Annotated in this window: 22 protein-coding genes; 9 read left to right on the forward strand and 13 right to left on the reverse strand. The window is 70.8% G+C overall.

Annotation, left to right across the window (positions count from 1 at the left end; translation table 11 throughout):
• Positions 1-46: 46 nt before the first annotated feature.
• Positions 47-703, forward strand: coding sequence for a maleylpyruvate isomerase N-terminal domain-containing protein (locus ABZ470_RS20800; protein ID WP_362913019.1), 657 nt, complete (start codon positions 47-49; stop codon positions 701-703).
• A 13-nt stretch (positions 704-716) separates the two neighbouring features.
• Here the strand turns inward: ABZ470_RS20800 and ABZ470_RS20805 are convergent, their stop codons facing one another.
• Positions 717-1,979, reverse strand: a complete 1,263-nt coding sequence (locus tag ABZ470_RS20805) for an MFS transporter (RefSeq protein ID WP_362913021.1) — start codon at positions 1,977-1,979, stop codon at positions 717-719.
• Between the two features lie 82 nt (positions 1,980-2,061).
• Here ABZ470_RS20805 and ABZ470_RS20810 point away from each other — a divergent pair, with 82 nt between their 5' ends.
• Positions 2,062-2,406, forward strand: coding sequence for a helix-turn-helix domain-containing protein (locus ABZ470_RS20810; RefSeq protein ID WP_352012256.1), 345 nt, complete (start codon positions 2,062-2,064; stop codon positions 2,404-2,406).
• A gap of 42 nt (positions 2,407-2,448) precedes the next feature.
• On the opposite strand, the gene ABZ470_RS20815 is transcribed toward ABZ470_RS20810, so the two are convergent.
• On the reverse strand, positions 2,449-2,979 hold the full coding sequence (locus ABZ470_RS20815; RefSeq protein WP_362913023.1) for a TetR family transcriptional regulator: 531 nt from the start codon (positions 2,977-2,979) through the stop codon (positions 2,449-2,451).
• 57 nt (positions 2,980-3,036) lie between these two features.
• On the opposite strand from ABZ470_RS20815, the gene ABZ470_RS20820 reads away from it, so the two are divergent.
• Entirely contained in the window at positions 3,037-3,165 is a 129-nt protein-coding gene (locus ABZ470_RS20820) for a hypothetical protein (RefSeq protein ID WP_362784311.1), read from the forward strand.
• Entirely contained in the window at positions 3,162-3,707 is a 546-nt protein-coding gene (locus ABZ470_RS20825) for a rhomboid family intramembrane serine protease (protein WP_362913025.1), read from the forward strand. Before ABZ470_RS20820 ends, ABZ470_RS20825 begins: the two co-directional genes overlap by 4 nt.
• A gap of 99 nt (positions 3,708-3,806) precedes the next feature.
• Here the strand turns inward: ABZ470_RS20825 and ABZ470_RS20830 are convergent, their stop codons facing one another.
• Positions 3,807-4,625 (reverse strand): MBL fold metallo-hydrolase, encoded by an 819-nt coding sequence (locus ABZ470_RS20830; protein ID WP_352012259.1) that lies wholly within the window; start codon positions 4,623-4,625, stop codon positions 3,807-3,809.
• A gap of 114 nt (positions 4,626-4,739) precedes the next feature.
• Between ABZ470_RS20830 and ABZ470_RS20835 the strand changes: the two genes are divergently transcribed.
• Positions 4,740-5,330 (forward strand): XRE family transcriptional regulator, encoded by a 591-nt coding sequence (locus ABZ470_RS20835; protein WP_362913027.1) that lies wholly within the window; start codon positions 4,740-4,742, stop codon positions 5,328-5,330.
• Positions 5,331-5,409: 79 nt separating this feature from the next.
• Here the strand turns inward: ABZ470_RS20835 and ABZ470_RS20840 are convergent, their stop codons facing one another.
• A complete protein-coding gene (locus tag ABZ470_RS20840; protein ID WP_362913029.1) occupies positions 5,410-6,048 on the reverse strand; it encodes a response regulator transcription factor in 639 nt (212 codons plus the stop codon).
• A complete protein-coding gene (locus tag ABZ470_RS20845) occupies positions 6,045-7,265 on the reverse strand; it encodes a sensor histidine kinase (protein WP_362913031.1) in 1,221 nt (406 codons plus the stop codon). The genes ABZ470_RS20840 and ABZ470_RS20845 overlap by 4 nt, the downstream gene beginning before the upstream one ends.
• 174 nt (positions 7,266-7,439) lie before the next feature.
• On the opposite strand from ABZ470_RS20845, the gene ABZ470_RS20850 reads away from it, so the two are divergent.
• Positions 7,440-8,528, forward strand: coding sequence for an ABC transporter permease (locus tag ABZ470_RS20850; protein WP_362913033.1), 1,089 nt, complete (start codon positions 7,440-7,442; stop codon positions 8,526-8,528).
• Positions 8,525-9,208 (forward strand): ABC transporter ATP-binding protein, encoded by a 684-nt coding sequence (locus ABZ470_RS20855; RefSeq protein ID WP_362913035.1) that lies wholly within the window; start codon positions 8,525-8,527, stop codon positions 9,206-9,208. The genes ABZ470_RS20850 and ABZ470_RS20855 overlap by 4 nt, the downstream gene beginning before the upstream one ends.
• A gap of 241 nt (positions 9,209-9,449) precedes the next feature.
• Here the strand turns inward: ABZ470_RS20855 and ABZ470_RS20860 are convergent, their stop codons facing one another.
• Entirely contained in the window at positions 9,450-10,541 is a 1,092-nt protein-coding gene (locus tag ABZ470_RS20860) for an epoxide hydrolase family protein (protein WP_362913394.1), read from the reverse strand.
• An 87-nt stretch (positions 10,542-10,628) separates the two neighbouring features.
• On the opposite strand from ABZ470_RS20860, the gene ABZ470_RS20865 reads away from it, so the two are divergent.
• Both ABZ470_RS20865 and ABZ470_RS20870 read left to right on the forward strand, forming a co-directional pair.
• Positions 10,629-11,105: a MarR family transcriptional regulator gene (locus ABZ470_RS20865; RefSeq protein WP_362913037.1), complete on the forward strand. Its 477-nt coding sequence runs from the start codon at positions 10,629-10,631 to the stop codon at positions 11,103-11,105.
• A 231-nt stretch (positions 11,106-11,336) separates the two neighbouring features.
• A complete protein-coding gene (locus ABZ470_RS20870) occupies positions 11,337-11,711 on the forward strand; it encodes a peptidase inhibitor family I36 protein (RefSeq protein WP_352012267.1) in 375 nt (124 codons plus the stop codon).
• A 228-nt stretch (positions 11,712-11,939) separates the two neighbouring features.
• Here the strand turns inward: ABZ470_RS20870 and ABZ470_RS20875 are convergent, their stop codons facing one another.
• The 7 genes from ABZ470_RS20875 to ABZ470_RS20905 form a co-directional block, all read right to left on the reverse strand.
• Entirely contained in the window at positions 11,940-13,595 is a 1,656-nt protein-coding gene (locus tag ABZ470_RS20875; protein WP_362913039.1) for a beta-ketoacyl synthase N-terminal-like domain-containing protein, read from the reverse strand.
• Positions 13,592-16,675 (reverse strand): amino acid adenylation domain-containing protein, encoded by a 3,084-nt coding sequence (locus ABZ470_RS20880; RefSeq protein ID WP_362913041.1) that lies wholly within the window; start codon positions 16,673-16,675, stop codon positions 13,592-13,594. The genes ABZ470_RS20875 and ABZ470_RS20880 overlap by 4 nt, the downstream gene beginning before the upstream one ends.
• Positions 16,676-16,804: 129 nt before the next feature.
• Positions 16,805-22,372, reverse strand: a complete 5,568-nt coding sequence (locus tag ABZ470_RS20885; RefSeq protein ID WP_362913043.1) for an amino acid adenylation domain-containing protein — start codon at positions 22,370-22,372, stop codon at positions 16,805-16,807.
• Positions 22,369-23,379 (reverse strand): MupA/Atu3671 family FMN-dependent luciferase-like monooxygenase, encoded by a 1,011-nt coding sequence (locus ABZ470_RS20890; protein ID WP_362913045.1) that lies wholly within the window; start codon positions 23,377-23,379, stop codon positions 22,369-22,371. The genes ABZ470_RS20885 and ABZ470_RS20890 overlap by 4 nt, the downstream gene beginning before the upstream one ends.
• Positions 23,380-23,477: 98 nt before the next feature.
• Positions 23,478-23,678 (reverse strand): MbtH family protein, encoded by a 201-nt coding sequence (locus ABZ470_RS20895; RefSeq protein WP_362913047.1) that lies wholly within the window; start codon positions 23,676-23,678, stop codon positions 23,478-23,480.
• Between the two features lie 980 nt (positions 23,679-24,658).
• Positions 24,659-25,228, reverse strand: coding sequence for a TetR family transcriptional regulator (locus ABZ470_RS20900; protein WP_362913049.1), 570 nt, complete (start codon positions 25,226-25,228; stop codon positions 24,659-24,661).
• 40 nt (positions 25,229-25,268) lie between these two features.
• Positions 25,269-26,795, reverse strand: a complete 1,527-nt coding sequence (locus ABZ470_RS20905; protein ID WP_362913051.1) for an MFS transporter — start codon at positions 26,793-26,795, stop codon at positions 25,269-25,271.
• Positions 26,796-26,979: the final 184 nt, after the last annotated feature.

Consider the following 26,979-nt stretch of genomic DNA (forward strand, 5'->3'; position numbering starts at 1 on the left):
CGATATGTGGTTGCCTCACGTCGCCGCGTCGCCTTACCGTGCCGAAGTGGATCTCTTCTCTCATACCTGGAGCGCGTTACGTACGGCGGTCGCCGACCTCCCCGACGAGGACTTCGCGCGGCCGTCCGGTTGTGCGGGCTGGCTCGTACGGGACCTGGTGTGCCACCTGGTCATCGACGCCCAGGACGTCCTGATCACCCTCGTGACCCCCGTGGAATCGGAGCCGACCCGCGACGCGGTGACCTACTGGAACGTCGCCGCGGAACCCCCGACCGGTGACGACCCGCTCGACGCGCTGATCGTGCGGCTGGCCGCCGCCTACCAGGAGCCCGAGCTGCTCAAATTCCATCTCGACGACGTCGGCTCAGCCGCCGGCCGCGCCGCCGAGCTCGCCGACCCGGACCGGCGGGTCGGTACCCAGGGCCAGGTCCTCACCGCGGGCGACTACCTCTCCGCGTACGTGCTGGAGTGGACGCTGCACCACCTCGACCTGGTGGCGCACCTGCCGCACGTGGCGGGACCTCCCGCCGAGGGGCTCGCCCGGACCCGTGAGATGTTGGAGGAGATCGCCGGAGCCGCGTTCCCCGCCTCGTTCTCCGACGAGGACGCGCTGCTGGTCGGCACCGGGCGGCGCGCCCCGACCGACGGGGAGAAGGATGATCTGGGGGAACTGGCGGCGCGGCTCCCGTTCGTCCTGGGGTGACCGTAGGCCCGCGTCAGCCGGCGGTGGGGGAGCGGTGACGTCGTAGGGCCAGGACGATCAGCATCACCACGCAGGCCACGGCGACCACGGCGGCGAAGCACTGCACGGCGAAGAGGAGCCCGGAGACCGTGGCGAGGAAGCCGACCCCGATGACCGGCACCCCGACGCCGAGGTAGATGATCACGTAGAAGGTGGACAGCACGTCGGCGCGGTGTTCGGCGGGAGCCGCCTGGTTGACCGCGGTGATGCCGCCGAGGAACGTGAGCCCCTGGCCGGTCCCGCCGGTCGCCGCCGCCAGGAGCAACAGCGGCAGCGAGGACAGGCCACCGGCGAGGGCGAGCAGCACCAGTCCGGTGGCCAGGAGGGGCAGGCCGGCCAGTTCCAGGTCGCGGGCCTGCCTGCCGTACCCGAGAAGCTGGGCGAGCGCGGAGCACAGCAGCATCAGCGCCACCGCCGCACCGGCCAGGAACAGGTTCCCGCTGCCGGAGAGGATCGCGACATAGGTGGGGACGAGGGCGAGGGAGAGCCCCATCACACTGAACGCGAGGAAGCTCGCCGTACCGCTGGTCACGAAGATGGAGCGCACCGCGGCGGGGATCTCGGGGAGGTGGGGCCCGCGCCGGATGCCCGAGGCCATGACCGGCAGCGCGGCCATCGTCACCGCCGCGGGAACCAGCAGCGCGATCTCCACCGCGAACGGCAGGACGTGCGGCGCGGGGGCGTACTGGGCGAGCAGCCCGGCCAGCACGGGGCCGAGGCCGAGCCCTCCGACGGTGGCCACGGTGGACACCAGCGCGGCCCTGCGGCGGTCGCCGTTCGGTTCGAGTTCCGTCAGCGTCGCGGTCAGCGGGCCCGAGGCCACGCCGAGCGCCACGCCCTGCAGGGCACGGGCGGCGAACAGCCATCCGGTGCTCGTGGCCAGGGCGAAGAGCAACGCTCCCAGCGCGGCGAGCGCCACCGCCGACAGCAGCACGGTGCGGCGGCCGAGCAGGTCGGACAGCGGACCGGCCAGCAGCAGGGAGGGAATCAACACGGCCACGTACGTGGCGAAGATCAATGTGACGACCAACGGGGAGAAGCTGAAGCCCGCCTGGTAGCCCCGATACAGGGGGGTCGGCAGGTTCGTTCCGGTCAGCAGGATGAGCAACGTGTACGCCGTACCCCAGAATCTCCATCGTCCTGCGGGGCCCGCGTCCTGCGGGGCGCGCCTTTCCCGGCGGGGGTCACGGCGCGGCGGACGGCCATGGCTCGCGGCGGTGAGTTGATCAAGAGACATCCGTTCCTCCACACCATCATGTTCGGATTTGCCGAACATAACACATGTTCGAGAATGCCGAACATGTCGCTATCCTGGAGGCATGGCAAGCCGTACCGCGACCGAACTCGTCCACCCCGACTCCGACCAGCTCCGGTTCACCGCGGTGCTGGCGGCCCTGAGCGACCCTCTGCGCCTGGCCATCGTCGCCCAGCTCGCCGACGTCGAGCCCGACGGCGAGCTGATGTGCACGACGCTCGCGGTACCGGTCAGCAGGTCCACCCGGAGCGGCCACTTCAAGGTCCTGCGGGAGGCGGGTGTGATCCGGCAGAGGGACGAGGGGACACGGCGGCTGAACCGGCTGCGCCGTGACGACCTGGACGCCCGCTTCCCCGGCCTGCTCGACCTCGCGATCCTGCAGGGTCGCGAGGTGCTCAACGGCTGGTGAGACCGGACCCGGTGGGCTCGCGCGCCTCCCACCGGGCGGGGCCTACCGCGTGCGGTAGTCGCCCAGGCCGTGTTCGAGCAGGTGGAAGGCCTGTTCGGCGTTGACGACCGCGTCGGGGTAGACGGCGTCGGCCGTCTCGCCCTCCAGTAGCCGCCGGATGTTCTCCGACATCAGGGCGTTGCGGGTGCCGAGCATCTGTGCGGCGGCGACGTGGGCGATCGGATCCGCCCGCCCGTCCTGGGTGGCGAGCTCCTCGGCCAGCAGTTCCTGACCACGCGCCAGGAAGTGGTGCAGGTGCTGCAGAAGGGCGGGCGTGGAATGGGTGAGCCTCTGCACGGCGAGCACCTGGGGGTCGTCGCTCAGACCGGTGGCCGCGTCGCGAGCGGCCAGGGCCGCCAGGAAATGGCGTCGCAGGGCCCGAACCGCCGACTCTCCGGCCGCACGGCCACGGACGACACGGGCGGGCTCGTCGACATGCTCTTCCAGCGGCGCCAGGACCAGGGCCTCCTTGGTGGGGAAGTACGGGAGGCTCCTCGGCCCGTTCGTCCAGGAGTTCGGCCCGACCGGCGGCATGGGTCACGTGGCCTGGCCGGCGTCGCGGCACCGGTGGCCACGGTCGGGAACGGCGTGGTGATCTCGTTCGTTTCCCCGATCAACGCCGTGTTCGTGATCGCCGCGGCCATCATGGCGCCCCCCTTCGCCGCATGGCTGCGCGAACCCGCCGCCCCCTCCCTCCCCGCTGAACAGGTGGACGCATGAGCAAGCCCTGGCTGACCTGGACGACCTTCGCCGTGACCGCCGTGACCACCACCGCGGGCCTGCTCCTTCCCGGCCTGTCCGCGCTGCTGGCCAGGAGCCCCGGCCTGCTGGACGGTCAGTGGTGGCGGCTGCTCAGCCCCATCCTGGTCAACCCGGAAGGCTGGTACCAGATCCTCTTCAACGGGGCCGCGCTGCTCCTCCTCGGCACGTACGCCGAGCGGGCGTACGGCCGGGCCCGCTGGTTGCTGCTCTACCTGGGAGGCGCCCTGGCCGGGGAGGTCTACAGCTACGCCGTCGGCGACTACAGCGCCGGCTCGTCCGTCGCCATCGCCGGCCTGCTCGGCGGACTGGCCGTCTGGGTGGTGCGCGGCCACTCCGGGCTGCCCCGTAGGCCCAGGATCGCCGCCGCCGCGCTCCTGGCCGGCGCGGTCGTGCTCGCCCTCATCGGAGACGAGCACGGTGCCCCCATCCTCACCGGCGCCCTGATCGCCCTGGTCCTCCCCGCCCGCGCGGTAGGGGAGAACACCGCCCACGCCCGATGAGGCGTCCGGCTCGCCACGACCGCTGCGGAGGTCGCGGTGTGCCTCGACCGGGGTGGGCTGGGGACCGTCGTGAACGCGGCCCGGAGCCGACGTGCTCGATCAGCCGATCGGCGGCGCGAGGTACTCCAGCGCGTAACCGTCTCCGGAGGCGGTCACGCGGGCGATGCCGGGAGAGTCGAGATGGGCGCCGGCCACGAAGTGGTTCGGCTGGGTCAGCCGTTCGAGAAGGGCCGCTCGCGCGGAGCGGGCCTGGGACTGGTCACCGTCGAACTCCCAGGTCACGTTCGGCTGCTCGAACTGGAGCGTGGGAACGTGAACGGTGTCGCCCCAGACGAGAAGGTGGCCGGTGCCGCTCCTGACGTCATAGACGGTGTGACCGGGCGTGTGGCCCGGCGTCGGGATCGCGGTGACCCAGCCGTTGATCGCGACCTTCTCCGACACGGGTACCACCCGGTCGCGGATCGGCTCAAGCCGCCCGGTGAACACCGAGGTGTCACCCGCGCCGATCCACACCCGCTCAAGTTTGGCGAACGCCTCCGAACCGTCCGGCGCGATCAGGCCGCTCACGTGGTCCTCGTGATTGTGGGTGATGGCCACGTCGGTGACGTGCGCGCGGTCGATTCCCGCCTCGTCGAGCGCGTCGTGGATAAACCCCATGCCCGGGACGTGCCAGACGTTGGACGCACCGGTGTCGACGAGAACCGACCGCGTGCCGTCGGTGACGAAGAAGGCGTTGACCGACAGCCGCAGGTTGTCGTCGATCAGCGGGACGGCGGCAGGCAGCTCGTCGAGAGCGCACCCGTCCTCGTCGCGGAGCCGTGTCGGCGGCATGTCGATGTACCCGTCTCGCAACGAGGTCACCTGCAGGTCGCCGAATTCAAACGTGGCATAACGCAGGCCACTTGAGATCAAACGCATGGAATCTCCATCGTGCTGAGCGCGCATCGCGCATCTTCAATAGAAGAGAATATCTCCTTTAGAAGAAACCATACACTGTGGGCGTCGAGATACCCCCATCGATCGAGGAGCACGGTGGTCGAGCAAGACGGAAACGGTGACGACCTGGCCGGAGCGTTCGGCGGCAACGTGCGGCGGCGCCGTGAGGAGGCGGGCCTGACGCTTGAGCAGCTGTCCGCGCAGTCGTCGGTCAGCCGGGCGATGCTGTCCAAGGTCGAACGCGGCGAGAAGAGCCCGACGATCGGCGTCGCGTCCAGGATCGCCCACGCGCTCGACGCGTCGCTCTCGGACCTGATCGGCGCGCCGGTCGCCGCCGCGCCCGGTGTGGCCATTGTCATGCGCAAGAACGATCGTCCCGTCTTCCGTGACCCGGAGACCGGCTTCGAGCGGCACATGGTGTCAGCGGCCCCGGGTGCGGGAGGAGCCGAGATGGTCGTCCACTATCTCCCCGCGCAGGTCTCCACCGGGCTGCTGCCCGCGTATCCGCCGGGTACGGAGAAACAACTCGTGGTGCTCAAAGGCACCCTCACCGTCGCGATCGGCGGGATCAGCGAGACCCTGAACACCGGCGACTCCCTGTTCCTCCAGGCCGACGCGGACCACGGCTTCGCCAACCGAACGAACGCTCCCTGCGAGTACATCATGGTCATCTCGCGCAGAACCTGACCGGCCGCAGCGTACGGGCCTGGACAGACGGCGCCACACGCCACCTGCCGTAGCTGTACGAGAACCGCGCGTGTTCGGGTCAACGGCGGATGAGGCCGAGGTCGGTGGCCACGGCGACAGCGGCGGTACGGGAGTCGACGCCGAGTTTGGCGTAGATACGGGCCAGGTGGGATTTGACGGTGCCTTCGGTCAGGTGGAGGCGTGTGCCGACGGCCTGGTTGGACAGGCCGTCGGCGACCAGGGCGAGGACTTCGGTTTCGCGCCGGGTCAGGGTGGTGCCGGGGGCACGCAGGCGGTTCATCAACCGGTCGGCGACGGTGGGCGCGAGTGTGGTGCGTCCGGCGGCTGCGGTGTGCACGGCGGCGGCCAGATCTTCGGGCGGGGCGTCTTTGAGGAGGTAGCCGGTGGCGCCGGCTTCGATGGCGGGCAGGGTGTCGGCGTCGGAGTCGTAGGTGGTGACGATCAGTACGCGGGGGGCTCCCGGGCGGGCGGTGATCTGGGCGGTGGCTTCGGCGCCGCCCATGCCCTTGCCGAACTGCAGGTCCATCAGGACGACGTCGATGTCGCCTTCGGCGGCGCGGGTGACGGCGTCCTCGGCGGTGGCGGCTTCGGCGACGATGACGAGGCCGGGCTCGGTTTCCAGCACGGCGCGCAGCCCGGCCCGTACAACAGGGTGGTCGTCGGCCACGAGCAGGCGGATGGGAGTGTCGTCGGTCACGGGCGGGCCTCGGGCTCGGTGTCGGCTGGTGTGGTGAGAGGCAGTTGGGCGGCCAGGGCGGTGCCGTGGCCGGGGGCGGATTCGACGGTGAGAGTGCCGCCGAGGGCCTGGACGCGGGCGCGCATGGCGGCCAGTCCGAAGCCGCCGGTCTCGGGATCGGAGGCGGGCAGGCGGGCGGGGTCGAAGCCGCGTCCGTCGTCGGCGACGTCGAGGGCGACGTGGTCACCCAGATAGCCGAGGGTGACCTCGGCGGTGGTGGCCTCGGCGTGCTGCACGACGTTGGCCAGGGCGGACTGGGCGATTCGCAGCAGCGCGACCTCGTGCGCGGTGGTGAGCGGGGCGGGATCGCCGGTGAGGCGGAACCGCGCGGTGAGCCGATGCCGGGCGGACGCGGTGGCGCACAGGCGTTCCAGGGCACCGGCCAGGGTGGTGCCCTCCAGCGTGGGCGGAGTGAGGGCGGCCACGAAACGGCGGGCCTCGGCGAGGTTGTCGACGGCGGCCTGCCTGGCCTGACCGACGTGGCGGGCCGCGTTCTGCGGTGCCTGGGGCAGCGCGCGCTCGGCGGCCCGTAGCAACAGCTGGATGCTGGACAGGCCCTGGGCGAGGGTGTCGTGGATCTCGCGGGCCAGACGTTCGCGTTCGGCGAGCACACCGGCGGTGTGCTGGACCCGGGCCAGGTCGGCGCGGGTGGCGGTGAGTTCCTCGATCAGCCTGCGGCGGCGCTCGCTCTCCCGGTACAGGGCCTGATAACCCCGTACTCCCGCGACGGTGACGGCGGCGCCGAGCGCGGGGCCGATGGCCATGGCAGGACTGAAGGAGTGCTGGTGGGCGGAGAATCCGGTGATGGCCGCCACCGCGGTGGCGGCCACCGTGACCGGTCCGGCGCGGCGAGGCAGGAGATGAAGCTGGAGGAAGTACAGCGGGAAGGCCACCCACACGGCGTCGGGAGACAAGGCCAGCAGCGCCAGCCATACGGTGCCCACGACCGCGAGCCACCAGGCGGCACCCCGCCACGTGCGCCGGACGCGCGGCGCAAGCGCACCGGCGGCGTACACCAGGCCGCACGCCCCCGCCGTCGCGGCGATCCATCCGGCATGGGGATGGTCACCGGCCAGTGCCCGGCCGGAGGTCAGGACGAGCAGGCCGGTGATCAGCAGGTGCAGACACCAGACCAGAGTCCGGGTGGTGAGGGTCAGGGCGGAGGCGGTGGCGTTCACAGTGTCCTCCAGCCTATGGAGGCAGGCCCGTGGGGGCCTCCATCGAAAGTTAGAACCCGCGTGCCGTCCTTCGGCCCGTGAAGTTCCCCCCTGCGCCAGACGCGTGTGTGAGACGCCGGCGGCGACGGTTGAGGCGTACCCCGCTTCCACCACCGGAAAGGACAGACCAAGGCCGTGTTCGTCGCCTGGAGAGACCTGAAGTTCGCCAAGGGGCGCTTCGCCCTGATGGGAACCGTCATCGTGTTGATCACCCTGCTGGTCGGGCTGTTGTCCGGGTTGACGGCCGGTCTGGGTCAGCAGAACATCTCCGCGATCACGGAACTGCCCGCAGACAAGATCGCGTTCCAGGCTCCCGGCGGCGGCCAGAACCTGTCGTACTCCAACTCCACCGTCACCGAGCAGCAGTGGCTGCAGTGGTCCACAGCACCCGGCGTCGAAAACGCCGAACCGCTGGGGATCACCACGACCAAGGCCGCCGCCGGAGACAAGAGCACAGCCGTCTCCGCCTTCGGCGTCAAGCCCGGTTCCCGCCTCGCCCCGGTCGGCGGCAAGATCAGCGACAGTGCGGTGGTACTGTCCGTCGCGGCCGCCAACGACCTCGGCGTGCAGACCGGCGGCTCCCTCACCCTGGCAGGTCAGCGGCTGACAGTGGCCGCCGTCGAGGGCGATGCCTCCTTCAGTCACACCCCGGTCGTCTGGACCAGCCTGGATGTCTGGCGCAAGACCGTGCCACCCACCGGTGGCGGGCAGGGCCCGACCGCCACCGTCATCGCCCTGACCACCGCCTCCGAAGCCGACACGGCGACCACCGACCAGCGGATCGGTACCCGGACGGTCTCCATCCAGGACTCCCTGTCCGCGATCGGCTCCTACACCTCGGAGAACGGCTCCCTGCAGCTGATGCGCGGCTTCCTGTTCGTCATCTCCGCCCTCGTCATCGGCGCTTTCTTCACCGTGTGGACCATCCAGCGCAACGGCGACGTCGCCGTCCTCAAGGCACTGGGCGCCTCCACCGCCAACCTGCTCAAGGACGCTCTCGGCCAGGCCGTCGTCCTGCTCACCGGAGGCACCCTGCTCGGCACCGGCATCGCCGTCGCACTCGGCGCCCTCGTGTCCGGCTCCGCTGTGCCGTTCCTCCTCACCCCCGCCACCGTCCTGATCCCGGCCGCCGTGATCATCCTCCTCGGCGCGCTCGGCGCCGCCCTGTCCATCCGCCGTATCACCTCCGTGGACCCGCTGACCGCCCTGGGGAGCGCCCGATGAGCCTGAACCTGACCGACATCACCCTCACCTACCCCGACGGCGAGACCCGCCTGACCGCTCTCGACCAGGTCAGCCTGGAGGTTCCCCAGGGCAGCCTGACCGCCGTGGTGGGCCCTTCCGGCTCCGGCAAGTCCAGCCTTCTCGCGGTCGCCGCCACCCTGATCACCCCCGACACCGGCACCGTCACCGTCGACGGCCAGAACACCACCGGCCTCACCCGCGGCGAGTTGACCGAACTGCGCCGCCACAAGATCGGCATCGTCTTCCAGCAGCCCAACCTGCTGCCCTCCCTGACCGCCGCCGAACAACTCCAGGTCATGGCCCAGATCGACGGCCGCAAACCCCGCACCGCACGCGACCGCGCGATGGAACTCCTCGACGCCGTCGGCCTCTCCGACCAGGCGGGCCGCCGCCCCCACCAGCTCTCCGGCGGCCAGCGCCAGCGCGTCAACATCGCCCGCGCCCTGATGAACGACCCCACCGTCCTCCTGGTCGACGAACCCACCAGCGCCCTCGACCACGAACGCGGCGCCGCGGTCCTCGACCTGATCGCCCGCCTCACCCGCCGGCAGGCCACCGCCACCGTCCTGGTCACCCACGACCGCACCCACCTCACCGACGCCGACCAGATCGCCGAAGTCCACGACGGACGTCTGCGCCTTCCGGCACCGACGCTCTGAAACCGGCAGCGGCGCGCCGGGCGAGCGGACGGGATGAGGAGGCGATCACGGTGTGGAAGGCGCAGGTGCGGCCGGCCGTGGGACCACCGCGGCGAACCTGGATCATCTGGTGCGTGCGATCAAGCGCGGGTTGAAGAAGATCCAGTACCGGCCGCATCTGATCGGCGGCTGCCTGGCCGGGACCGGTCCGGTTCTCAAGCCCTCGTAACTCCACGAACTAAAGAGCAACGGCCGGGCGCCTTCACTGGTCGGCCTCGACGTGGGTGAGGAAGAAGTCCCGGATGTCCTGCGCCAGGAGCTCCGGCACCTCCATCGCGGCGAAGTGGCCGCCGCGCTCGAACTCCGACCAGTGCCTGATGTCGTACAACCTCTCGGCCAGCGGCCGTACCGACTGCGTGATGTCGTGGGCGAACACCGCCACACCGACCGGCACCGGGCACGGCTCGGTCCGCCGTGGAGTCTCGCGGTGCAGCCGCGCCGAGGAGGCCGCGGTGGCGGTCAGCCAGTACAGGGAGATGTCGGTGAGCATCCGCTCGTCACTGATCGTCGAGCGGGGGTCGGTCCACTGCGCGAAGCGTTCGGCGATCCAGGCCAGCTGGCCGACGGGCGAGTCGGTCAGCGCGTAACCGATGGTCTGCGGAGTGGCGGCCTGCAGTGCCTGGTACGGCGGGCGGTTGGCCATCAGCTGCCGGACCTTGTCCAGCCGGGCCTCGTCCGTCTTCGACAGTTCGACGTCGGCGTCCGGGTCCGGCCGGGTGGGCAGATAGTTGACGTGCACCCCGGCGACCCGATCGGGTGCCGCCGCGCCGAGTGCCAGGGAGATGCCCGAACCGAAGTCGCCACCCTGCGCGCCGTAGCGCTCGTAGCCGAGACGGCGCATCAGTTCGGCCCAGGCCTGTGCGACGTGGACGATGTCCCAGCCGCGCCGGTGGGTCGGCCCGGAGAAGCCGTAGCCCGGGATGGACGGGATCACCAGGTGGAAGTCGCGCGACAGCGGCTCGATCACGTCGAGGAACTCCAGGAACGAGCCGGGCCAGCCATGGGTGAGGATCAGCGCGAGCGCGTCCGGATTCGCCGAGCGCACATGGACGAAGTGGATGTTCTGGCCGTCGATCTCGGTGGTGAAGTGCGGAAGCTCGTTGAGCCTGGCCTCATGCGCACGCCAGTCGTACCCGGTGCGCCAGTACTCGGCGAGTTCCTTCAGCCGAGTCAGCGGGAAGCCGTAGTCCCACCCGGCGTCGGCGACCTCGTTGGGCCAGCGGGTTCGGGAGAGACGGTCGGTCAGGTCGTCGAGGTCGGCCTGGGGGATGTCGATGCGGAACGGCTTGATCACGGCCCTCACTCCGGAGAGGTTAAAACGTTAGTGACACTAACGAAGGTAGACTGTTAGTGTCACTAACGCAAGAAGCGGAGGAATCCCGTGGGCACGATCCCCGAACCGACCCCGGCCCGGCTGCGCGCCATCCCCAGCCGCCTGCTCGCCGGAACCGCGATCGTCGCCGACCGGCTCGTCGGTGAACGCCTGTCCGCGGAAGGCGCTCACAAATGGCACTTCGCCGTACTGGTCACGCTCGCCGAGGCCGGCTCCGCCAGCCAGGCCGAGCTCAGCCGCCGCACCGGCATCTACCGCAGTGACATGGTCGCCGTCCTCAACGAGCTGGCGGACGCCGAATACGTCCGCCGCGAACCCGACCCCGTCGACCGCCGCCGCAACGTCATCACCCTCACCCCCGTCGGCCGCCGCCGCCTGGAGCACCTCGACGCGCTCATCGCCGACGCCCAGCGCGAACTCCTCGCCCCCCTCACCCCCGGCCAGCGGGAGGAGCTCACTCGACTGCTCACCGTCCTCGTCGAACACCACCGCCCCCCGCACCCCCGCCCGCACGACGCGCGATAGCCCGTCGCCCGCCTCCGGAGCCTCCGCGAGGTGACCCGATCGGGGTCCGTCCTGGAGTTCCCCGACCACGGCGGGCCGATCCATCGTCCTGGGGTGGCGTTGTCAACGGGAGTCATGTGTCTCGACAAGGTCAGTCAGATGACACGGATTCGAGGGGTGATCCGTCAACCGGATCTCTGTTATCAACGAACTATCAGATAGTTGGACAACGGTAGTAAAGGGGAACTATCCATGTCACAGCGCACGAAGTCCATCAAGCTGAGGCTTCTCGGCGCCGTCGGTGCCGCAGTCATGCTGGCGCCTGTGCTGGCGACCGGTTCGGCCCAGGCCTCCACCGATACCGCTCGCCAGGCGTTACTGGTCACCGGCATCCACGTCTACTCCTCCACGGGCTTCTCGGGCCCGGACGCCTGGCTCAACGGAGACCCCGGTCAGTGCTACTACGTCGGCGCCGGCTGGAACGACAACATCCGTTCCGCCCGTACCGAGAGCAGCCGCCTGGTGGAGCTGTGGGACAACTACGACTGCACCGGTGGAGCGATCGTCGTCGACAGCAGCGGCTACAACTCGATCGGCAGCTGGGTCAGCGCCTACCGCATCCGCTAGTTCGGTGACGCTGGACGCAAGCGGTGAAGGCGGCCTTGTTCCGGCCGCGGGCGCGCGGAAGGAGCGGTACGGAAACCAGCGGTAGAGCCTGCCGCCTGTGAGAACACGGAGGCCGCACCCGACAGGACATCCGTCTTGCCGGGTGCGGCCATGCCGTGGCGCGGTCACGGGCCGGAGAGACTTCTCCGCCCGTCCTCACACCGTCCCGCTCGAACGCGGCCCCGCGGCTCAGTCCTCCAGCTCGTCCAGCAAAGATGCCAGCAGGTTCTCCTCCGGTCGCACGATCCGCTCCGCGATCTCGCGCAGGGTCAGCTTCTCCAGAAAGAGCGTGACAGGGACGTCGAGGTCGAAGTCGTCGCGCATGCGGCCGACGAGGAAGACGGCGGTGAGCGAGTCGCCGCCGGCGGCAAGATAGGTCCTGTCCAGGTCCTCGGCCCTGGTCAGCCCGAGCGTGGCCGACAGCAGTCCGATCACCGCGTCCTGCAGGTGACCGGTGTTCGACAGGGCGGGCACCGAGACGGGCACCGAGGCTAGCGCGGACAGGGAGAATGCTCCGTAGGAGACCCCGGAGAAGGCGTGGGTGCGAATGGCCGGCCGGCTCCCGGCCCACTCCTCGACCGCCACGTGCACGTTGGTTCCGCCGATGCCGACGGAGGTGATCCCGGCCCTCCGGGTCCCCCGCGAGGACGTCCAGGGAGAGGCGGCGGTGACCAGGTCGAAGGGGGAGGCCTGGAGGCGGAGGTCGGGGTGCGGGCGGGTGACGTTGGCCGAGGGCACCAGGGTCCGGTTCTCCAGCATGAGCACTGTCTTGATCAGGCCCGCGACTCCGGCGGCGGTGTCCAGGTGGCCGAGGTTGGACTTGACCGAGCCGATCAGACAATGGTCGGCCTCGGCGAAGGCGGTGGAGGCGGCGGCGATCTCGATGCGGTCACCCAGTTCGGTGGCGGTGCCATGGGTCTCCAGGTAGTGCGCCTGCGCGGGGTCGAGTCCCGCGGCCGCCCACGCCTCGACGATGGCGGCGGCCTGCCGGTCGACGCTGGGCGCGGTGAAGCCGACCTTGGCCGAGCCGTCGTTGGTGATCGCGGAGCCACGGATGACCGCGCGGATCGGGTCGCCGTCGGCCGCGGCGTCCTCCAGCCGCCTGAGCACCACCAGGCCGACGCCGTTGCCGGGGACCGTGCCGGCCGCCTTCTCGTCGAACGGGCGGCACCGGCCGTCGGGGGAGAAGACGCCACCGGGCCGGTAGAGGTAGCCGCGCCTGCGGACGGAGTCGATCGAGACGCCCCCGGCGAGCGCGGTGTCGCATTCACCCAGCAACAGTGCCTGCGCGGCCAGGTGGACCGCGGTCAGCGAGGTGGAGCAGGCCGTCTGCACGGTGAGGCTGGGGCCGTCCAGTCCCAGGCGGTAGGAGATCCATCCGGCCAGGAACTCGCGGTCGGTCAGGACACGCAGGTGCATGGCGCCGTACCGCGCGGCCAGACCGGGGTCGGCGTGGGCGGCGATCATGTGCTCACTCAGTCCGCCGCCCACATAGACGCCGGTACGCCGGGGTGGTCTACGCGGGTCGTGGCCGGCGTCCTCCAGCGCGTTCCACGCCGTCTGCAGCAGCTGGCGGTGCTGGGGGTCGAGAGCGACCGCCTCGGCGGGATTGAAGCCGAACAGTTCCGCTTCGAACCGGTCGGCGCCGACGAGGTAACCCTTCGACGGCACGTAGGCCGGGTCGCGCAGTTCCTCCTCGCCGACTCCGGCGTCGCGAAGCTCCTTCTCGCTGAAGTCGGTGATCGAACAGACCCCGTCGCGTAGGTTGGCCCAGAAGGCGGCGAGGTCGCAGGCACCTGGGAAACGGCCGCTCATTCCGATGACGGCCACGGCCGCATCAGTCACGATCTCCTCCTTGTTCTGGCCGCCAGGCGCGCCCGCCTGTCCGCGCCGTGTCGCCGGGCCTGGTCGTGGTGGGGTCGCGTGACGCCGTCGAGCCGGGCCGCGAGGGTGGCGACGGTGGGATGCCGGAACAGCTCGACCAGGGCCAGCTCGTCGTGGCCTTGGTCGTGCAGGGCCGCCAGGACGGTCAGCAGCCGGATCGAGGTGCCGCCCACGTCGAAGAAGTTGTCGTGTGTTCCGATGTGTTCCACGCCCAGTACCCGCCTCCAGATTCCGGCGATCAGTTCCTCGGTCGCGCCGGACGGGGTGTGATGGGGTTCGGTGGGACCGCGGTGTACGGCGAGCGGCTCCGGCAGCCTGGTCCGGTCCACCTTGCCGGAGCGGTTGACCGGCAGCTCGTCCAGGAGTGTGACGGTGTCGGGCATCATGTAGCCGGGCAGGTGTTCGGCCAGCCAGGACCGTAGGGCGGCGGGGTCGGCTCCCGGGGCGACGGCGTAGGCGGCCAGCCGTCGCCCGTCGTCCTCGCCGACGACGCGGGCGGCGGCGGCGGAGACCAGCGGGTGTGTCGCGAGCAGGCTCTCGATCTCGCCCAGTTCGATGCGGAATCCTCGGATCTTGACCTGGGTGTCGGTCCGGCCCAGATACGACAGCACCCCGTCGGCGTCGTAACGGCCCAGATCCCCGGTCCGGTACATGCGTGAGCCGGGCGGGCCGTACGGGGCCGCGACGAACCGCTCGGCTGTCAGTCCCGGCCGTTCGGCGTAGCCTCGGGCGAGCCCGGCTCCGGCCACGTAGATCTCCCCGGTCACTCCTACCGGGACCGGGCGTAGCCGTTCGTCCAGCACGTAGACGCGAACCCCGGTGACCGGACGGCCGAGCACCACCGGTTCGCCGGGTTCCAGATCGGCGAGGGTCGAATAGACGGTGGTCTCGCTCGGTCCGTAGGCGTTCACGATCCGCCGGTGCGGTGCCCACCAGCGTCTGACCAGTTCCGGCGGGACCGTCTCGCCACCGACGGCCAGGGTTCGCAGGTCCGGCAGTTCGTGCGGGGGCATGGACATCGCGGCCGCGGGGGGCAGGAACGCGTAGGTGATGCGCGAGTCCTGGAGACGTGCGAGCAGGTCTTCACCGAGACGTTCGTATTCGTGGGGGATGTGCAGTTCGGCGCCCGCCGTCCAGGTGAAGAGGAGGTCGGAGACCGCCACGTCGAAGCCGAAGTTGACGTACTGCAGGACCCTGTCGTCACGGGTGACGGGGAACTGCCCACGTACGGCCGTCACCAGGTTGAGCAGAGCGCCGTGCTCCACGGCCACTCCTTTGGGGGCGCCGGTGGAGCCGGAGGTGAACAGGACATATGCGAGGTTGCCCGGCTTCGGCGGGCCCGGGGGCGGCTCCAGCGGGCCGAGCTCGTCGAGTACCGGCACGTCCAGTTGACGGGCGAGCGCACGGGTGCCGTCGCCGGTGACGAGCAGGTGGACACGGGTACCGGAGACCATGGCGGCCAGGCGGGCGGGCGGGTGACCGGGGTCGAGCGGGACGTAGGCGCCGCCGGCTCTCAGTACGGCCAGCGCGGAGACGGCCATCTCCAGGGATCTCGGCAGGAGCAGGCCCACGGGGACCTCCGGTCCCACCCCCGCCCCGCGCAGCCGGGCGGCCAGGTCGTCCGCCCGTCGCAGGAGCTCGCGATAGGTCAGGGTGGCCTCGCCGTACGTCACCGCGACGGAATCGGGCCGCTCCGCGGCTGTCGCGGCGATGAGATCCGGCACGAGCGGGGACGAGGGGGCCGGGGGGCCGGCCGGAAAGCGGATCGCCAGGGCGAACTGCTCGGCGTTGAGCATGCCGATCCGGCTGATCGGCAGGTCGGGGCGCTCCAGCAGTCCTTCGAGCATCACCCGCAGGCTCCGGGCCCAGTGTCCGACGGTCGCCGCGTCGAACAGGTCGCTTCGGTAGACGACATGCCCGAGGAGTTCCCCGTCCCACCGTTCGACGTAGAGCAGCAGGTCGAACTTGGCTTCGTCCAGTATCAACTCGATGCGTTCCACTCGTGTGCCGGGCAGCCGCAGGGTCAGTGAGGTGTCGCCGTAGTAGGAGAACATCACCTGGACCAGCGGGTCGTGGCTGAGCTGTCGTTCGGGCACCACCGCTTCGACGACGGCTTCCAGGGGCGCGTCGTGGTGCAGGCGGCCGTCGAGCAGGCGGTCGTGCAGCCGATCGACCAGCTCCCCGAAGGTGGGGTCGCCGGTGAGGTCGGCCCGGACGGCCAGGGTGTTGGTCAGCAGGCCCACCACGCCCTGGACCGAGGGGTGGTCGCGACCGGAGACAGGTACGCCGATCACCAGGTCCCGCTGGCCGGTGACGCGGCCGAGGAAGGCGGCGAAGGCGGCGAAGAGCACGGTGAAGGAGGTGGTCGCGCGGTCGCGGGCCAGCTTGGCGAGGCGGTGCGGTGTGTCGGGAGGCAGGGGGAGTCGTTCGACGCCACCGGCGGTGCCCTGTACCGGCGGGCGGGGCCGGTCGGTCGGCAGGGCCAGGGTGTGCGGTGCGCCGGACAGGCTGTCGGCCCAGTAGGCGACCGCCTCCTCGGCGGGGTGTTCACGGCGCCAGGCGGCATAGCCGGGGTACTGCAGCTCCAGGGGTTCCAGTTCGGCTCCGCCGTAGGCCGTGGCCAGCTCGTCCAGGAGGATCTGCAGGGACCAGCCGTCGCAGATCAGGTGGTGGGCGACGAGCAGAACGCGGTGCAGGTCCGCCGAGACGGTGTGGACCGCGCACCGCAGCAGCGGTCCTCGCTCCACGTCGAAGGGCCGGGCGGCCTCCGCTCTCAGGTCGAGCCGCGCCACGCCGGTGAAGGCGAGTTCGGCGGAGTCGCAGACCACTTGGACATACTCGCCGTCGCGGACGCGGAAGATCGTCCGCAACGACTCGTGTCTGGCGACCAGCGTCTCCAGCGCCCGGCGGAAGGCTTCGACGTCGAAGGGGCCGTGGACGGCGAAGGCGACCGGCACGTTGTACTGGGCCGTGCCCGGGTGCATGCGATCCAGCACCAGCAGCCTGGCCTGGGTGGGGGAGACGGGGAATTCGTAACGCATCGCGACTCCCGTGGGTTGGGGGCGAGGGCTGTGGTGACCGTCGCCACAGCCCGCGGCGCCCGCATGCTCTGCTCGGCGAACCGTGGGGTGACGGTGTTGTTCCGCTCCGCCGGGAGGAGGCGGGTTCACCTACTCGGCCCCGTCCGCCAGCTGTTCGAAGGCATGCACGAGGCGTCCCATGATCAGCGCGGCCTCGGTGCGGGTGCGGCAGTCGGGCCGGTAGGCCAGTCGTATGTACAGCCGGTCAGCCGGATCGATCATGACAGCCAGCGGGTAGTGCGAGGAGTCCCAGACCTCGGCCAGCCGCAGGCGCCCGGGACGGTCCAGGCCGTCGCGGGGATAGTTCTCGAAGCCCAGCGCGGTGTCGAACAGGTCGCGATGCCCGGCCAGCCGTTGCAGGTCGGCCAGGCGCACGTACTGGTGGGCGGCCAGCCGGGCGTGCTCGTCCTGCAGGCGGGCCAGGAGGTTGTCGCCGAGCCTGACCCGTACCGGCAGCGCGTTGATGAACAGGCCGATCATCGACTCGATTCCGGGGATCTCAGGCGGGCGGCCGGAGACGATGGTGCCGAAGACGACGTCGTCCTGGCCGGTCATCTGGGCGAGGACCATGGCCCAGGCGGCCTGGGCGAGGATGTAGAGCGTGACGTCGACCGCGCGGGCCCGCTCGCGCAGCCTCCTGCTCAGCTCTTCGGTGAGTTCGAGGTCGAGCGTGTGCGGGATCACGCCGTCGAGGGCGTCCGGATGCAGGCGGGTGGGACCGGGCAGCCCCGCCAGGACCGGTTCCCAGGCGGCCGTGGCCTTGTCCGGCTCCTGGGCGCGGAGCCAGGCCAGGTAGTCGCGGAACTGGGGGGCGGGCGGCAGCGTCTCGCCCTCGTACAGCGCGATGAGCTCGCGGGCCAGAAGGGGCTTCGACCAGCCGTCGATCAGGAGGTGGTGGACCGTCAGCAGCAGTTCCGAGCCGACCAGCGCGGCGCGGAGCAGCGGTGGCCTGGTGACGTCGAAGGGCCTGATCCGGTCGGCCGCCATCACCTCCTCCATCGTCTGTCCGTCCACCTCGACGAAGGGGACGGACACGTGTTCCGGCACCAGTTGCACCGGCCTGCGCAGCCCCGCCTTGTACCGGAAACAGGCGCGCAGGCCGGCGTGCCGTTCCACCAGGGTGTCGACCGCCCGCCGCAGTGCCGCCACGTCCACCGGCCCGTCGATCCGGAACCGGCCCTGCATCATGTAGACGTCCGGCCCGGACTCGACCAGGAGCGCACGGTAGAGCATGCCCTCCTGGGTGGGGGAGAGAGGCAGGATGTCCGACAGCCTGGACCCCACCACCGCCTCCAGCGCGTCGACCTGTTCCTGCGAGAGCTCGACCAGCGGGAAGTCCGAGCTGGTCGAGCCGCCCCCCTGTTCCCGGGCGAGCACGCCGAGCGCTTCGAACCACAGGTCGGCCAGGGTCTCGGCCTCCTCTGCCGACATGCCGGCGTAGGACCAGACGGCCACCAGGTGGGGTCCGTCGGCGATCACGTCGAGTTCCACGGCGTAGGCCGTCGGCACGTCGGTCGTGCCGACCGGTTCCAGGTCGCCGCCGGAGAAGCGCCCGAGGTAGTTGAAGCGCAGGTCGGGCCCGGGCGAGGCGGCCAGCCGTGGTGCGGTGTCCGGGTTGAGATAACGCAACATGCCGTAGCCGATCCCGCCGCCGGGAACCGCCCGCAGCTGCTCCTTGACCTGTTTCAGCGTGACACCGGCCGCGCCGTCCCAGAACCCTTCCGCGGCCTCCAGCCGGACCGGGTACTGCGCGGTGAACCAGCCGACGGTCGCCGAGAGGTCCACGTCGCCGGTCGGCTCCTCGCGTCCGTGGCTCTCCAGTTCGACCAGCAGGGCGTTGCCGTGGCCGCGCCACCTGGCCGCCGCGGCGGTCAGCGCGGCCAGCAGCACGTGGTCCGGCCCGCAGCGGTAGGCGGTGGGCAGCCGGGTGAGCACCGCCTCGGTGATCTCGGGCGCGAGGGTCCTGGTCAGGGTGGTACGGCTGCCGCCGCTCGTCCTGCCGGGCACCAGCCCGGCCTCCTCGCCCGTGTCCATCCCGGTCCAGAAGGACAGCTCGGCCAGGCGCGCCGGGCTTACCGCCTGCTCGTGCAGCAGTGTGGACCAGCGTTGCACGGAGGTCCCGCGCGGAGGAGGCATATCGGCGCCCGACAGCAGCACCGCCATCTCGGCGGCCAGGATGCGCAAGGACACGCCGTCCGCGGCCAGGCGGTGCACGGTGAGGAGAAGCTTGCCCGCCTCCTTCTGCCAGACGGCCTGGAGCATCCTGCCCTTCTCGGGATCCAGGGCGGCCCCGCCGAGCCCCACCGGCTCGGCGGTCGCCGGGACCTCTAGTTCCCAGTGCTCGCCGGAGTGGCGGACGAGCCGCGTCCGCAGGCTCGCGTGCCGTTCGGTCAGGATCTGGAGCGCTCGACCGATGCGCTCGGCGTCGGCGTCGTCGGGCACCGGCAGCAGGGCTGACAGCGCGAAGGCGTGCAGCGGGCCGTGGTGCTCACGCCACCGGTGCATGATCGGGGTGAGGGGGAAGCGCCCGACCGGCGAGTCGGTCGCCACCTCGCTCGTGGCTCCGGCGAGCGCGGCGAGCCTGGCCGGGGTCCGGGCGACGAAGACGTCCTTCGGGGTGAGGACGATCGCCTCCTCCCTGGCCCGGGAGACGAGCTGGAGGGCCGCGATGCTGTCGCCGCCCAGGGCGAAGAAGCTGTCCTGCGCTCCGACGTCGTCGACCTTGAGGAACTCGGCGAACAGCTCGCAGAGCCGGGTCTCCACGGCGCCGGTGGGGGCACGGGTCCCGGCCCGGCGCGGCGGCGCGGGCAGGGCGGCCCGGTGGAGCTTGCCGCTGCGGGTCAGGGGCAGGCTCGCCAGCTCGACGAAGCCGCCGGGCACCATCTGGACCGGCAGCCGGGCCGCCGCGTGGGCGATGAGCGCGTCCTGGTCGAGCTCGCCGTGCGGCACCACGTAGGCGATCAGGCGTCCGTCCCGCAGGGCCACGGCGGCGCCGCTCACCGAGGGGTGGGCGGAAAGGACCGCCTCGATCTCGCCCGGCTCGACGCGTACGCCGGACACCTTCATCTGGTCGTCGGTGCGGCTGAGGAAGTCCAGCTGCCCGTCGGGCCGCCGACGTGCGAGGTCCCCGGTCCGGTACATGCGCGCGCCGGGCTCGAACGGGCAGGCCACGAAACGCTCGGCTGTCAGCCCGGGCCGGTTGAGATAGCCGCGCGCCAGGAGGTCCCCGGTCAGGTAGAGCTCGCCGGGCACGCCCACGGGTACCGGGCGCAGCCGGGCGTCCAGCACGTAGGCCCCGACGTTGTCCATGGGCAGGCCGATCGGCGGGAGCCCCTGGGGCTGCTCCGCGCTCAGGGTCGCCAGGACCGTGCCCTCGGTCGGCCCGTAGGTGTTGTGGAAGCGGCGCCTGCTGTTCGCCCAGGCCCGCACCAGCTCGGCGGAGCAGACCTCGCCGATGGTGGCGATCACACGCAGCGCCGGATACTCGCCCGGCGGCACACTGGCCAGGATCGTCGGTGAGATGAAGGTGCCGGTGATCTCGCGCTCCACGAGCACCTCCGCCAGCTCCCGGCCCGTCAGGGGACCGGGCCTGGTGACGACGAGTGTGCCGCCGGAGCCGAAGGCCATGCACAGCTCGCCGACCAGGACGTCGAAGGTCGGGGCGCTCAGCTGCAGTATCCGGCTGGAGGCGTCGATCCGGAGCTGCTCGACCAGGGAGGCGGCCAGCGTCGCGTGCCCGGTGTGCGAGGCCACGACGCCCTTGGGGGTGCCGGTGGACCCTGAGGTGTAGTAGACGTGCGCGGCCTGCAGCGGTTGGAAGGCCCGCGGGAGCGGGGCCCGGCCGGAGTCGCCGGGCGACAACCGCGAGACACCCGTCTCCGGTAAGGGCGTCGCCGGGTCGGCCACGACGGCCACCGGCGCGGCGTCCCGCAGGATGAACGCGATCCGGTCCTGGGGGTATTCGGGGTCGACGGGCAGGAAGGCGGCTCCGGCGCGCTGGACCGCGAGGATGCCCACCACCAGCTCCACCGACCGGCCGAGGACGAGTGCGACGATCCGCTCCGGACCGGCGCCGCACTCGCGCAGCGCCCCGGCCAGGCGGTCGGCCCGCGCGATCAGCTCGGCGTAGGTCACCGCCTCCTGCTCCGACTCGACCGCCACGGCGTCCGGTGAGAGGGCCGCCTGCCGTACCGCCAGATCCGCCGGCGAGGTGGCGGGCAACTCCCGGGGGACGGCGGAGCCGGGCGTCTCTCCGGACAGCAGCGCCGCGTGGGAGATCGGCGTGTCGGGGGAGCGCACCAGGTCGGCCAGCAGGACGGTGAAACCCTCGGCCCAGGCGCGGACCGCCTCGGGGTCGTAGAGGTCGGTGCGGACCTCCAGCGCCCCCGCGAGGCCGTCCTCGGTGTCGCGCACGATTCCCATCACGTCGTGCTCGCCGCCGGTCTGCACGCGCTCCGGCTCGGCGATCTCCTGCAACATCCGCACGCTCTCCTGGCGGGTCAGGTGCATGAAGACCCATTGGAACAGCGGCGAGCGCCCGACAACCCGCTCGGGGCGGATCGCGCTGACGATCCGCCCCACGGGTACGTCGGCGTTGTCGAGCAGGCGCGGGAAGTCGGCGGTGAAGCGGCTCAGCAGGTCGGCGAAGGTCGTCTCCTGCTCGAAGTGCCAGCGGGTGGGAACCTCGTTCATGACGTAGCCGATGACGCGTTCCAGGCCCTTGGCCGCCCGGTTGGCGACGGGCGTGCCGATCGTCATGTCGTCCTGGCCGCTCAGCCGGTGGGCGAGCACCGCGAAGGCAGTCATCAGGACGCCGTAGACGGTCGCGCCCCGCTCCCTGGCCAGCGCGCGGATCGCCGCCTCTCCCTCCAGGTCGATGTGGAAGGGAAGCCGCGTGATGCCGAACGGGCCGCGCGGCGCGCCGAGCGGCCCCACGGTCAGCGGGGGCGGAGGGGCGCCCAGATAGTCGCGCCAGAAGCCCAGCTGGGCCTGGAGTACCCCGGCCTCCTCCAGTTCGCGCTGCCACGAGGCGAAGTCGGGGTACTGGATCTCCGGGCGGCCGAGTACCGGCGGGGTGCCGTCGCGCACGGTCTTGTAGGCGGCGGTGAACTCCCTGTGCAGGATGTCGAAGGAGAACCAGTCGGTCACGATGTGATGCAGTGCCAGGACCAGGGTCGAGCGCTTTTCGTCAACCCTGATGAAGCGTCCCCGGATCAGCCGGTCCCTGCTGAGGTCGAAGCGCCGTCGGCTGTAGGCGGTCAGCTCGTCGTGGAGGGAGTCACGTAGTTCGGCCCGCTCCAGGACGAAGGGCCCCGCGGCGGGGAAGTCGGCGCGCAGTTCGTCGACCGATCCGGTGATGCGCATGCGCAGGATGTCGTGCTGCTCCTGGACGATCGTCAGGGCGGCTTCGAGGTCGCCGGGGTCCACGGGGCCGTCGAAGTGGTAGGCGCAGCAGAGGTTGAGGGCGGACAACTCCGAATAGAGCGCCTCGTAGACCCACAGGTCCTCCTGGCCTGGGCTGAGCCGTACCGGCCGGGAGGGGTCGCGTTGCGGGACGATGTCGGGGATCGCCCCGATCTGCCCTGCCTCGACGAGGCGGCGCAGGAGTGTGACGCGCTGCTCACGCGGGAGCGCGGCGAAACGGGTCGTGGTACTCATGGGGCCTCCGTCATCAGCGTGGACAGTCGCTCCAGCCCGGCGAGCACCTGCTCGGCCGGGAGCCCGAAGTCGACGAAGCAGGCCACTTCGTCGACGCCCAGGTCGCTCAGGTCGGTGAGGAACTCGCGGCAGCGCTCGGCCGGGCCGAGCAGTCCGCCCCAGTTCAGGTAGCGGCGGAGGGCGAACTCGGCCAGTGCGTCGCTCTCCCGTTCGGTGAGCCGGGCGGCCCGGCCGTCGTCCAGCCGGTTGGTGGCGGTCTGCGCCACGTAGGACTTCAGGTAGGCCTTGAGCGGCTCGCCTACCGTCCGGGCCGCGTCGTCGGCGACGTGGGTGTGGGCCATCAGGGTCACCGTGCCCTTTGGGTGCAGCTCCCGGTAGAGGGCGATCCTGCCGGCCAGTTCCTCGCGGGTCTGGCCGATCGTCGCGGCCAGTACGTTGGTGCGCAGCCGCCCGGCGGTCCTCCAGGTCTGCGGGCTGCCCGAGGTCGTCAGCCACAGGGGGAGCTCGGGCGAGTAGGGCGTGGGCTGGGGCCGTACCGCGACCGGCCTGCCGCTGCCGTCGGTGAACTCCACCTCCTCGCCCGACCACAGGCGGCGCAGCAGTTCGATGCCGTCCAGGGCGTGCTCGCGCCGCCCGGCGAACCGCTCGGGGGCGAGCACGAAGTCCTTGGAGTGCCAGCCGGTGGCCACCGACAGGCCGATCCGGCCGCGCGACAGGTTGTCGACGACGGCCCAGTCCTCCACGACCCGCAGCGGGTGGTGCAGTGGCAGCACCAGGCTGCCCGCCCGGATCGCGATGCGCTCGGTGGCCACCGCCAGGGCCGCGCTCAGCACCGACGGGTTGGGGAAGACCTGGCCCACCTGCTGGAAGTGCCGTTCGGGGGTCCAGACTGCGGTGAAGCCCAGTCGGTCGGCCGCTCTGGCGATGTCCAGGATCTCGGTGTACTTCGTGGCATGGCCGACGCCGCCGACGTTGTCGGCCCCGAAGAACATGACGCTGATATCCATCGGGACGTCAGTCCTTTCACGAGATCTGGGCGGCCGGGTGGCGGGGACACCGTGGAGGTGAACCTCGGTGCCGGCGCGGCGAGAGGCCGTGGACCGTGTCAGGCACGGGTGACGCTCGCGGGCCGGATGCCGCGCCCGTTGGCCTCGACGTGGTCAAGGCACTCGGCTCTCGGGGAGGTTCCCAGCACGACCCGCCGGCCTGCGGGGACCTTCGGGCCGAAGGGCCACAGCGAGTGCCGGTTCCCGTCGTTGACCAGGACCAGGTAGGTGCCTTCGGCTTCCTCGAACGGGTTGGTCATGTCGCGGTCTCCGTTCCGGTCGGGCGGGTGGACGTCGATCTCACGTACGGCGGTGCCGGCCAGGCCCGCGGCGAGGAGCCGGGAAGCGTCTTTTCCACGTTGGCTATTTCGGGATGGCGCGGTTTTGCTCCGGAGGTGAACGCGGGATATATCCCGGGCCCTCACGATCCAATGCGTGCGCGAAGAACCTCTGCCGCAGCTCCGCCTCCCGAAAGACTCGCGCCTGGTTCAGGCGGATGCGTGAATCCATGTTTCGGTCGTCCGTGAGGAGATGAGCCTTCGAATGTGCTCTCACGTTCACGGCGTGCTGCTAAAGAACTCTTGCGGAAAGTATGTTGCCCACCAGGTCCTGTCAAGGGGAGGTACCGGCGAGGCGGGGGTTTTCGGTTGATCGAGCTGAGTCCTGATGGCGGACCGGGGTAACGCCGTCCGGCATCCCGAAGCGCGCGGCGAGCCTTCCCGCCGCGTGTGCAGGGGATTTCACAAAGGTGATTGTTCATATCTTTTGAAGCCGTGTCGCAGAACAGCGTTCGGTTCCGCCGACGAGCGACGGGGGCCGGTCACGGACGGTGGCAGGGGAGGCGGGAAAGGCCCGTACCTCGACGCACCTGCGCCGGCCTCCGCTCGGATCTGTGTCACCGGCCGCAGAGCGGATCGGCTCGGTGCATTTTCGGAATCACCTCCCGGAATCCGTGCTCGCAGGAGAAGTTTCGCGAACAGTAATTGAGCGAACGGTCCGCGGAACGTCCGTGGCTTCGGCTTCGCGCAATCGGCCATTTCTGAGAGCGCAAAAAGCCGCGAACGCTGCGGAAATTCACATCGCGTCCGGCCGTGGCGAGCCCGCGTGAGGAGTCCTTACAGGCCGAATCCGATCGTTCCACCTGTCGGCCCGGCGGAAGCACGGAGCCCAAAACCTCGCGTCGCCGATAAATGCGTGGCCCCGCGGCCGCCGCTCACCGGGGACGCGCCGGCCGGCCGGTTCAGTCGCGGACGGCTCGTTGCAGGACGGCCTGGATGTGATCAGGGTCGGCGGGGGCGTTGTCGAGGAGGATCGCGGTGCACAGCCCGTCAGAGGCCGCGACGAGGGCGGCGATGGCCGCGGGGTCGTCGGTCAGCGTGGCGGCGAGTTCGGCGATGTTCTCCCGCCAGCGGCGTGCCACGGGCCGCAGTGGGGGGCGGCGGGCGGCCAGGGTCGCCAGCTCGCGTTCGGCCAGGGCGCGTTCACGTCCGGAACCGGCGGACTCGGCGATGAGGCGGGCCAGGCCGGCGAGCTTGTCGCCGGGGGTGTCGATGATGTCGCGAATGCGGGCGGTGTAGGCGTCGGCGACGCTCGTGAGAGCGGCGACGAGCAGGTCGTCGAGGGTCGCGAAGTAGTAGGTGCTCAGGGACGTCGTGGTGCCGGCCTGCTTGGCGACCGTGCGATGGGTGACGCCTGCCGCGCCGTCGCGAGTGACCACGGCAAGGGTGGCCTCGATGATCTCCGCGCGTCGTCTCTCACCACGCGCGCGGCGTCCGTCGATGTGCTCGCCGTCGTCGGTGGTGTCGTCCATGCTGCTCCTCGGCACGACCCCAGGGTAGTGGGACCGTCGTTCAACCGTCCGTGTCGCGGCTCCGCGCCTCCCCGAGCGCGGGCACGTGACGCAGCATCTTGAGGCACAGCACCGTGGCGGCGGCGATGACGACCCCCGCGACCAGGGAAGCGATGTTGAGTCCGCTGGTGAAGGCCTGCCGGGCCGCCTCGACGGTCCCGGGCGGAAGGTTCTCGGTGATCGCCACGGTCGCGTTCAGACTGTCGGTGAGGGGACCGGAGGTCTCCGACGCCAGACCTTCGGGCACCGTCACCTGAGTACGGTAGACGGCGGTGGTGAGGCTGCCGAGCAGTGCGACGCCGACGGCGATGCCGAGTTCCTGGACCGTCTCGGACATCGACGCCGCCGACCCGGATCGCGTCGCCGGCACCGCGCCCACCACGATGTCGGTGCCCAGGGCGGCGAGGGCGCCCAGCCCGAGATAGACGAACGCGAAGCCGGCCGTCACAGGGATCTCGTCGTCGAGCCCCGCGGTGGCGAGCAGCGCGTACCCGGCGAGGGACACCCCGAGGGCGGCGCCCATGACCGAGCCGGGACGCAAGCGCCGGGCGACCAGGGGAGCACCGATGGCGGCGGCGAACATCGCCAGCGCCGGTGGACCCATCCAGAGCCCCGCGTCGAAGGGCGTGAGCCCCACGACGAGCTGGAGGTACTGCGTGACCAGGTACATCGAGCCCCCGACTCCGGCCAGGCCGATGAGCAGCACGCTCAAGGCCGCGGTGAAGGCCCGGTTGCCGAACAGTGTCACGTCCAGCAGGGGGTCGGTGAGGCGGCGTTGGCGACGTACGAACACGACTCCGGCCAGAACGCCCGCCACGGCACAGACGAGGGCCGGGCCGCCGGGGCCGTCGGAGGCGATGCGCTTGACGGAGTAGACGACCGGAAGGATCGCCGCCAGGGACAGGCCCACGCTGATCAGGTCCGGCCGGCCGGTGGCCGGGGCCGCGTACTCGGGGAGCAGTGCGCGTGCTCCGGCCAGGACGACGAGGGCGACGGGCACCGCCGTCAGGAACGGCGCTCCCCACCAGAAGGAGTCCACCAGCGCTCCGCCCACGATCGGCCCGGCGGCCATCCCGAGCGCGAACATCGTGGCCCAGACCCCGATCGCGACCGCGCGCTGACGCGGGTCGGGGAACATGTTCGAGATCAGCGACAGCGTGGAGGGCATGAGCGTCGCCCCGGCCACCCCCAGCAGGGCGCGCGCGAGGATCAGCAGTTCGGCCGTGGGGGCGAACGCGGCGAACACCGAGGCCGCCGCGAAGGCGATCATCCCGATCTTCAGCAACCGGCGTCGCCCGATCCGGTCGCCCAGCGTGCCCATGGTGACGAGGAACCCTGCGACGAGGAACCCGTAGGCGTCCATGATCCATAGCAGCTGGGTGGCCGACGGGGACAGATCGGCCGCCATGCTCGACGCCACCAGGTACAGCACGGTCACGTCCAGCCCCAGCAGCACCGTCGGCATGGCCAGCAGGCCCAGGCCCGCCCACTGGCGCGCCCCTGCCCGCGTGAACCGTTGCCCCGCCATCACGCCCCCTTCGCTCTCATAAAATTGAACAGTAGTACAACTAGTACAAACGTTCAATTTAATGAGAGCGGGCGTCACCGGCCGGGGCCGGGACGTACGTCTCGTTCTTGATCGGGTAGACCATCAGCCGGTCGAGGCCACCCGGGCCGGACGGCGACACGCGCTCACGTTCCGGTGCCGGTCC

The organism is Streptosporangium sp. NPDC020072 (assembly GCF_040631445.1).
Classification (GTDB): Bacteria; Actinomycetota; Actinomycetes; order Streptosporangiales; family Streptosporangiaceae; genus Streptosporangium.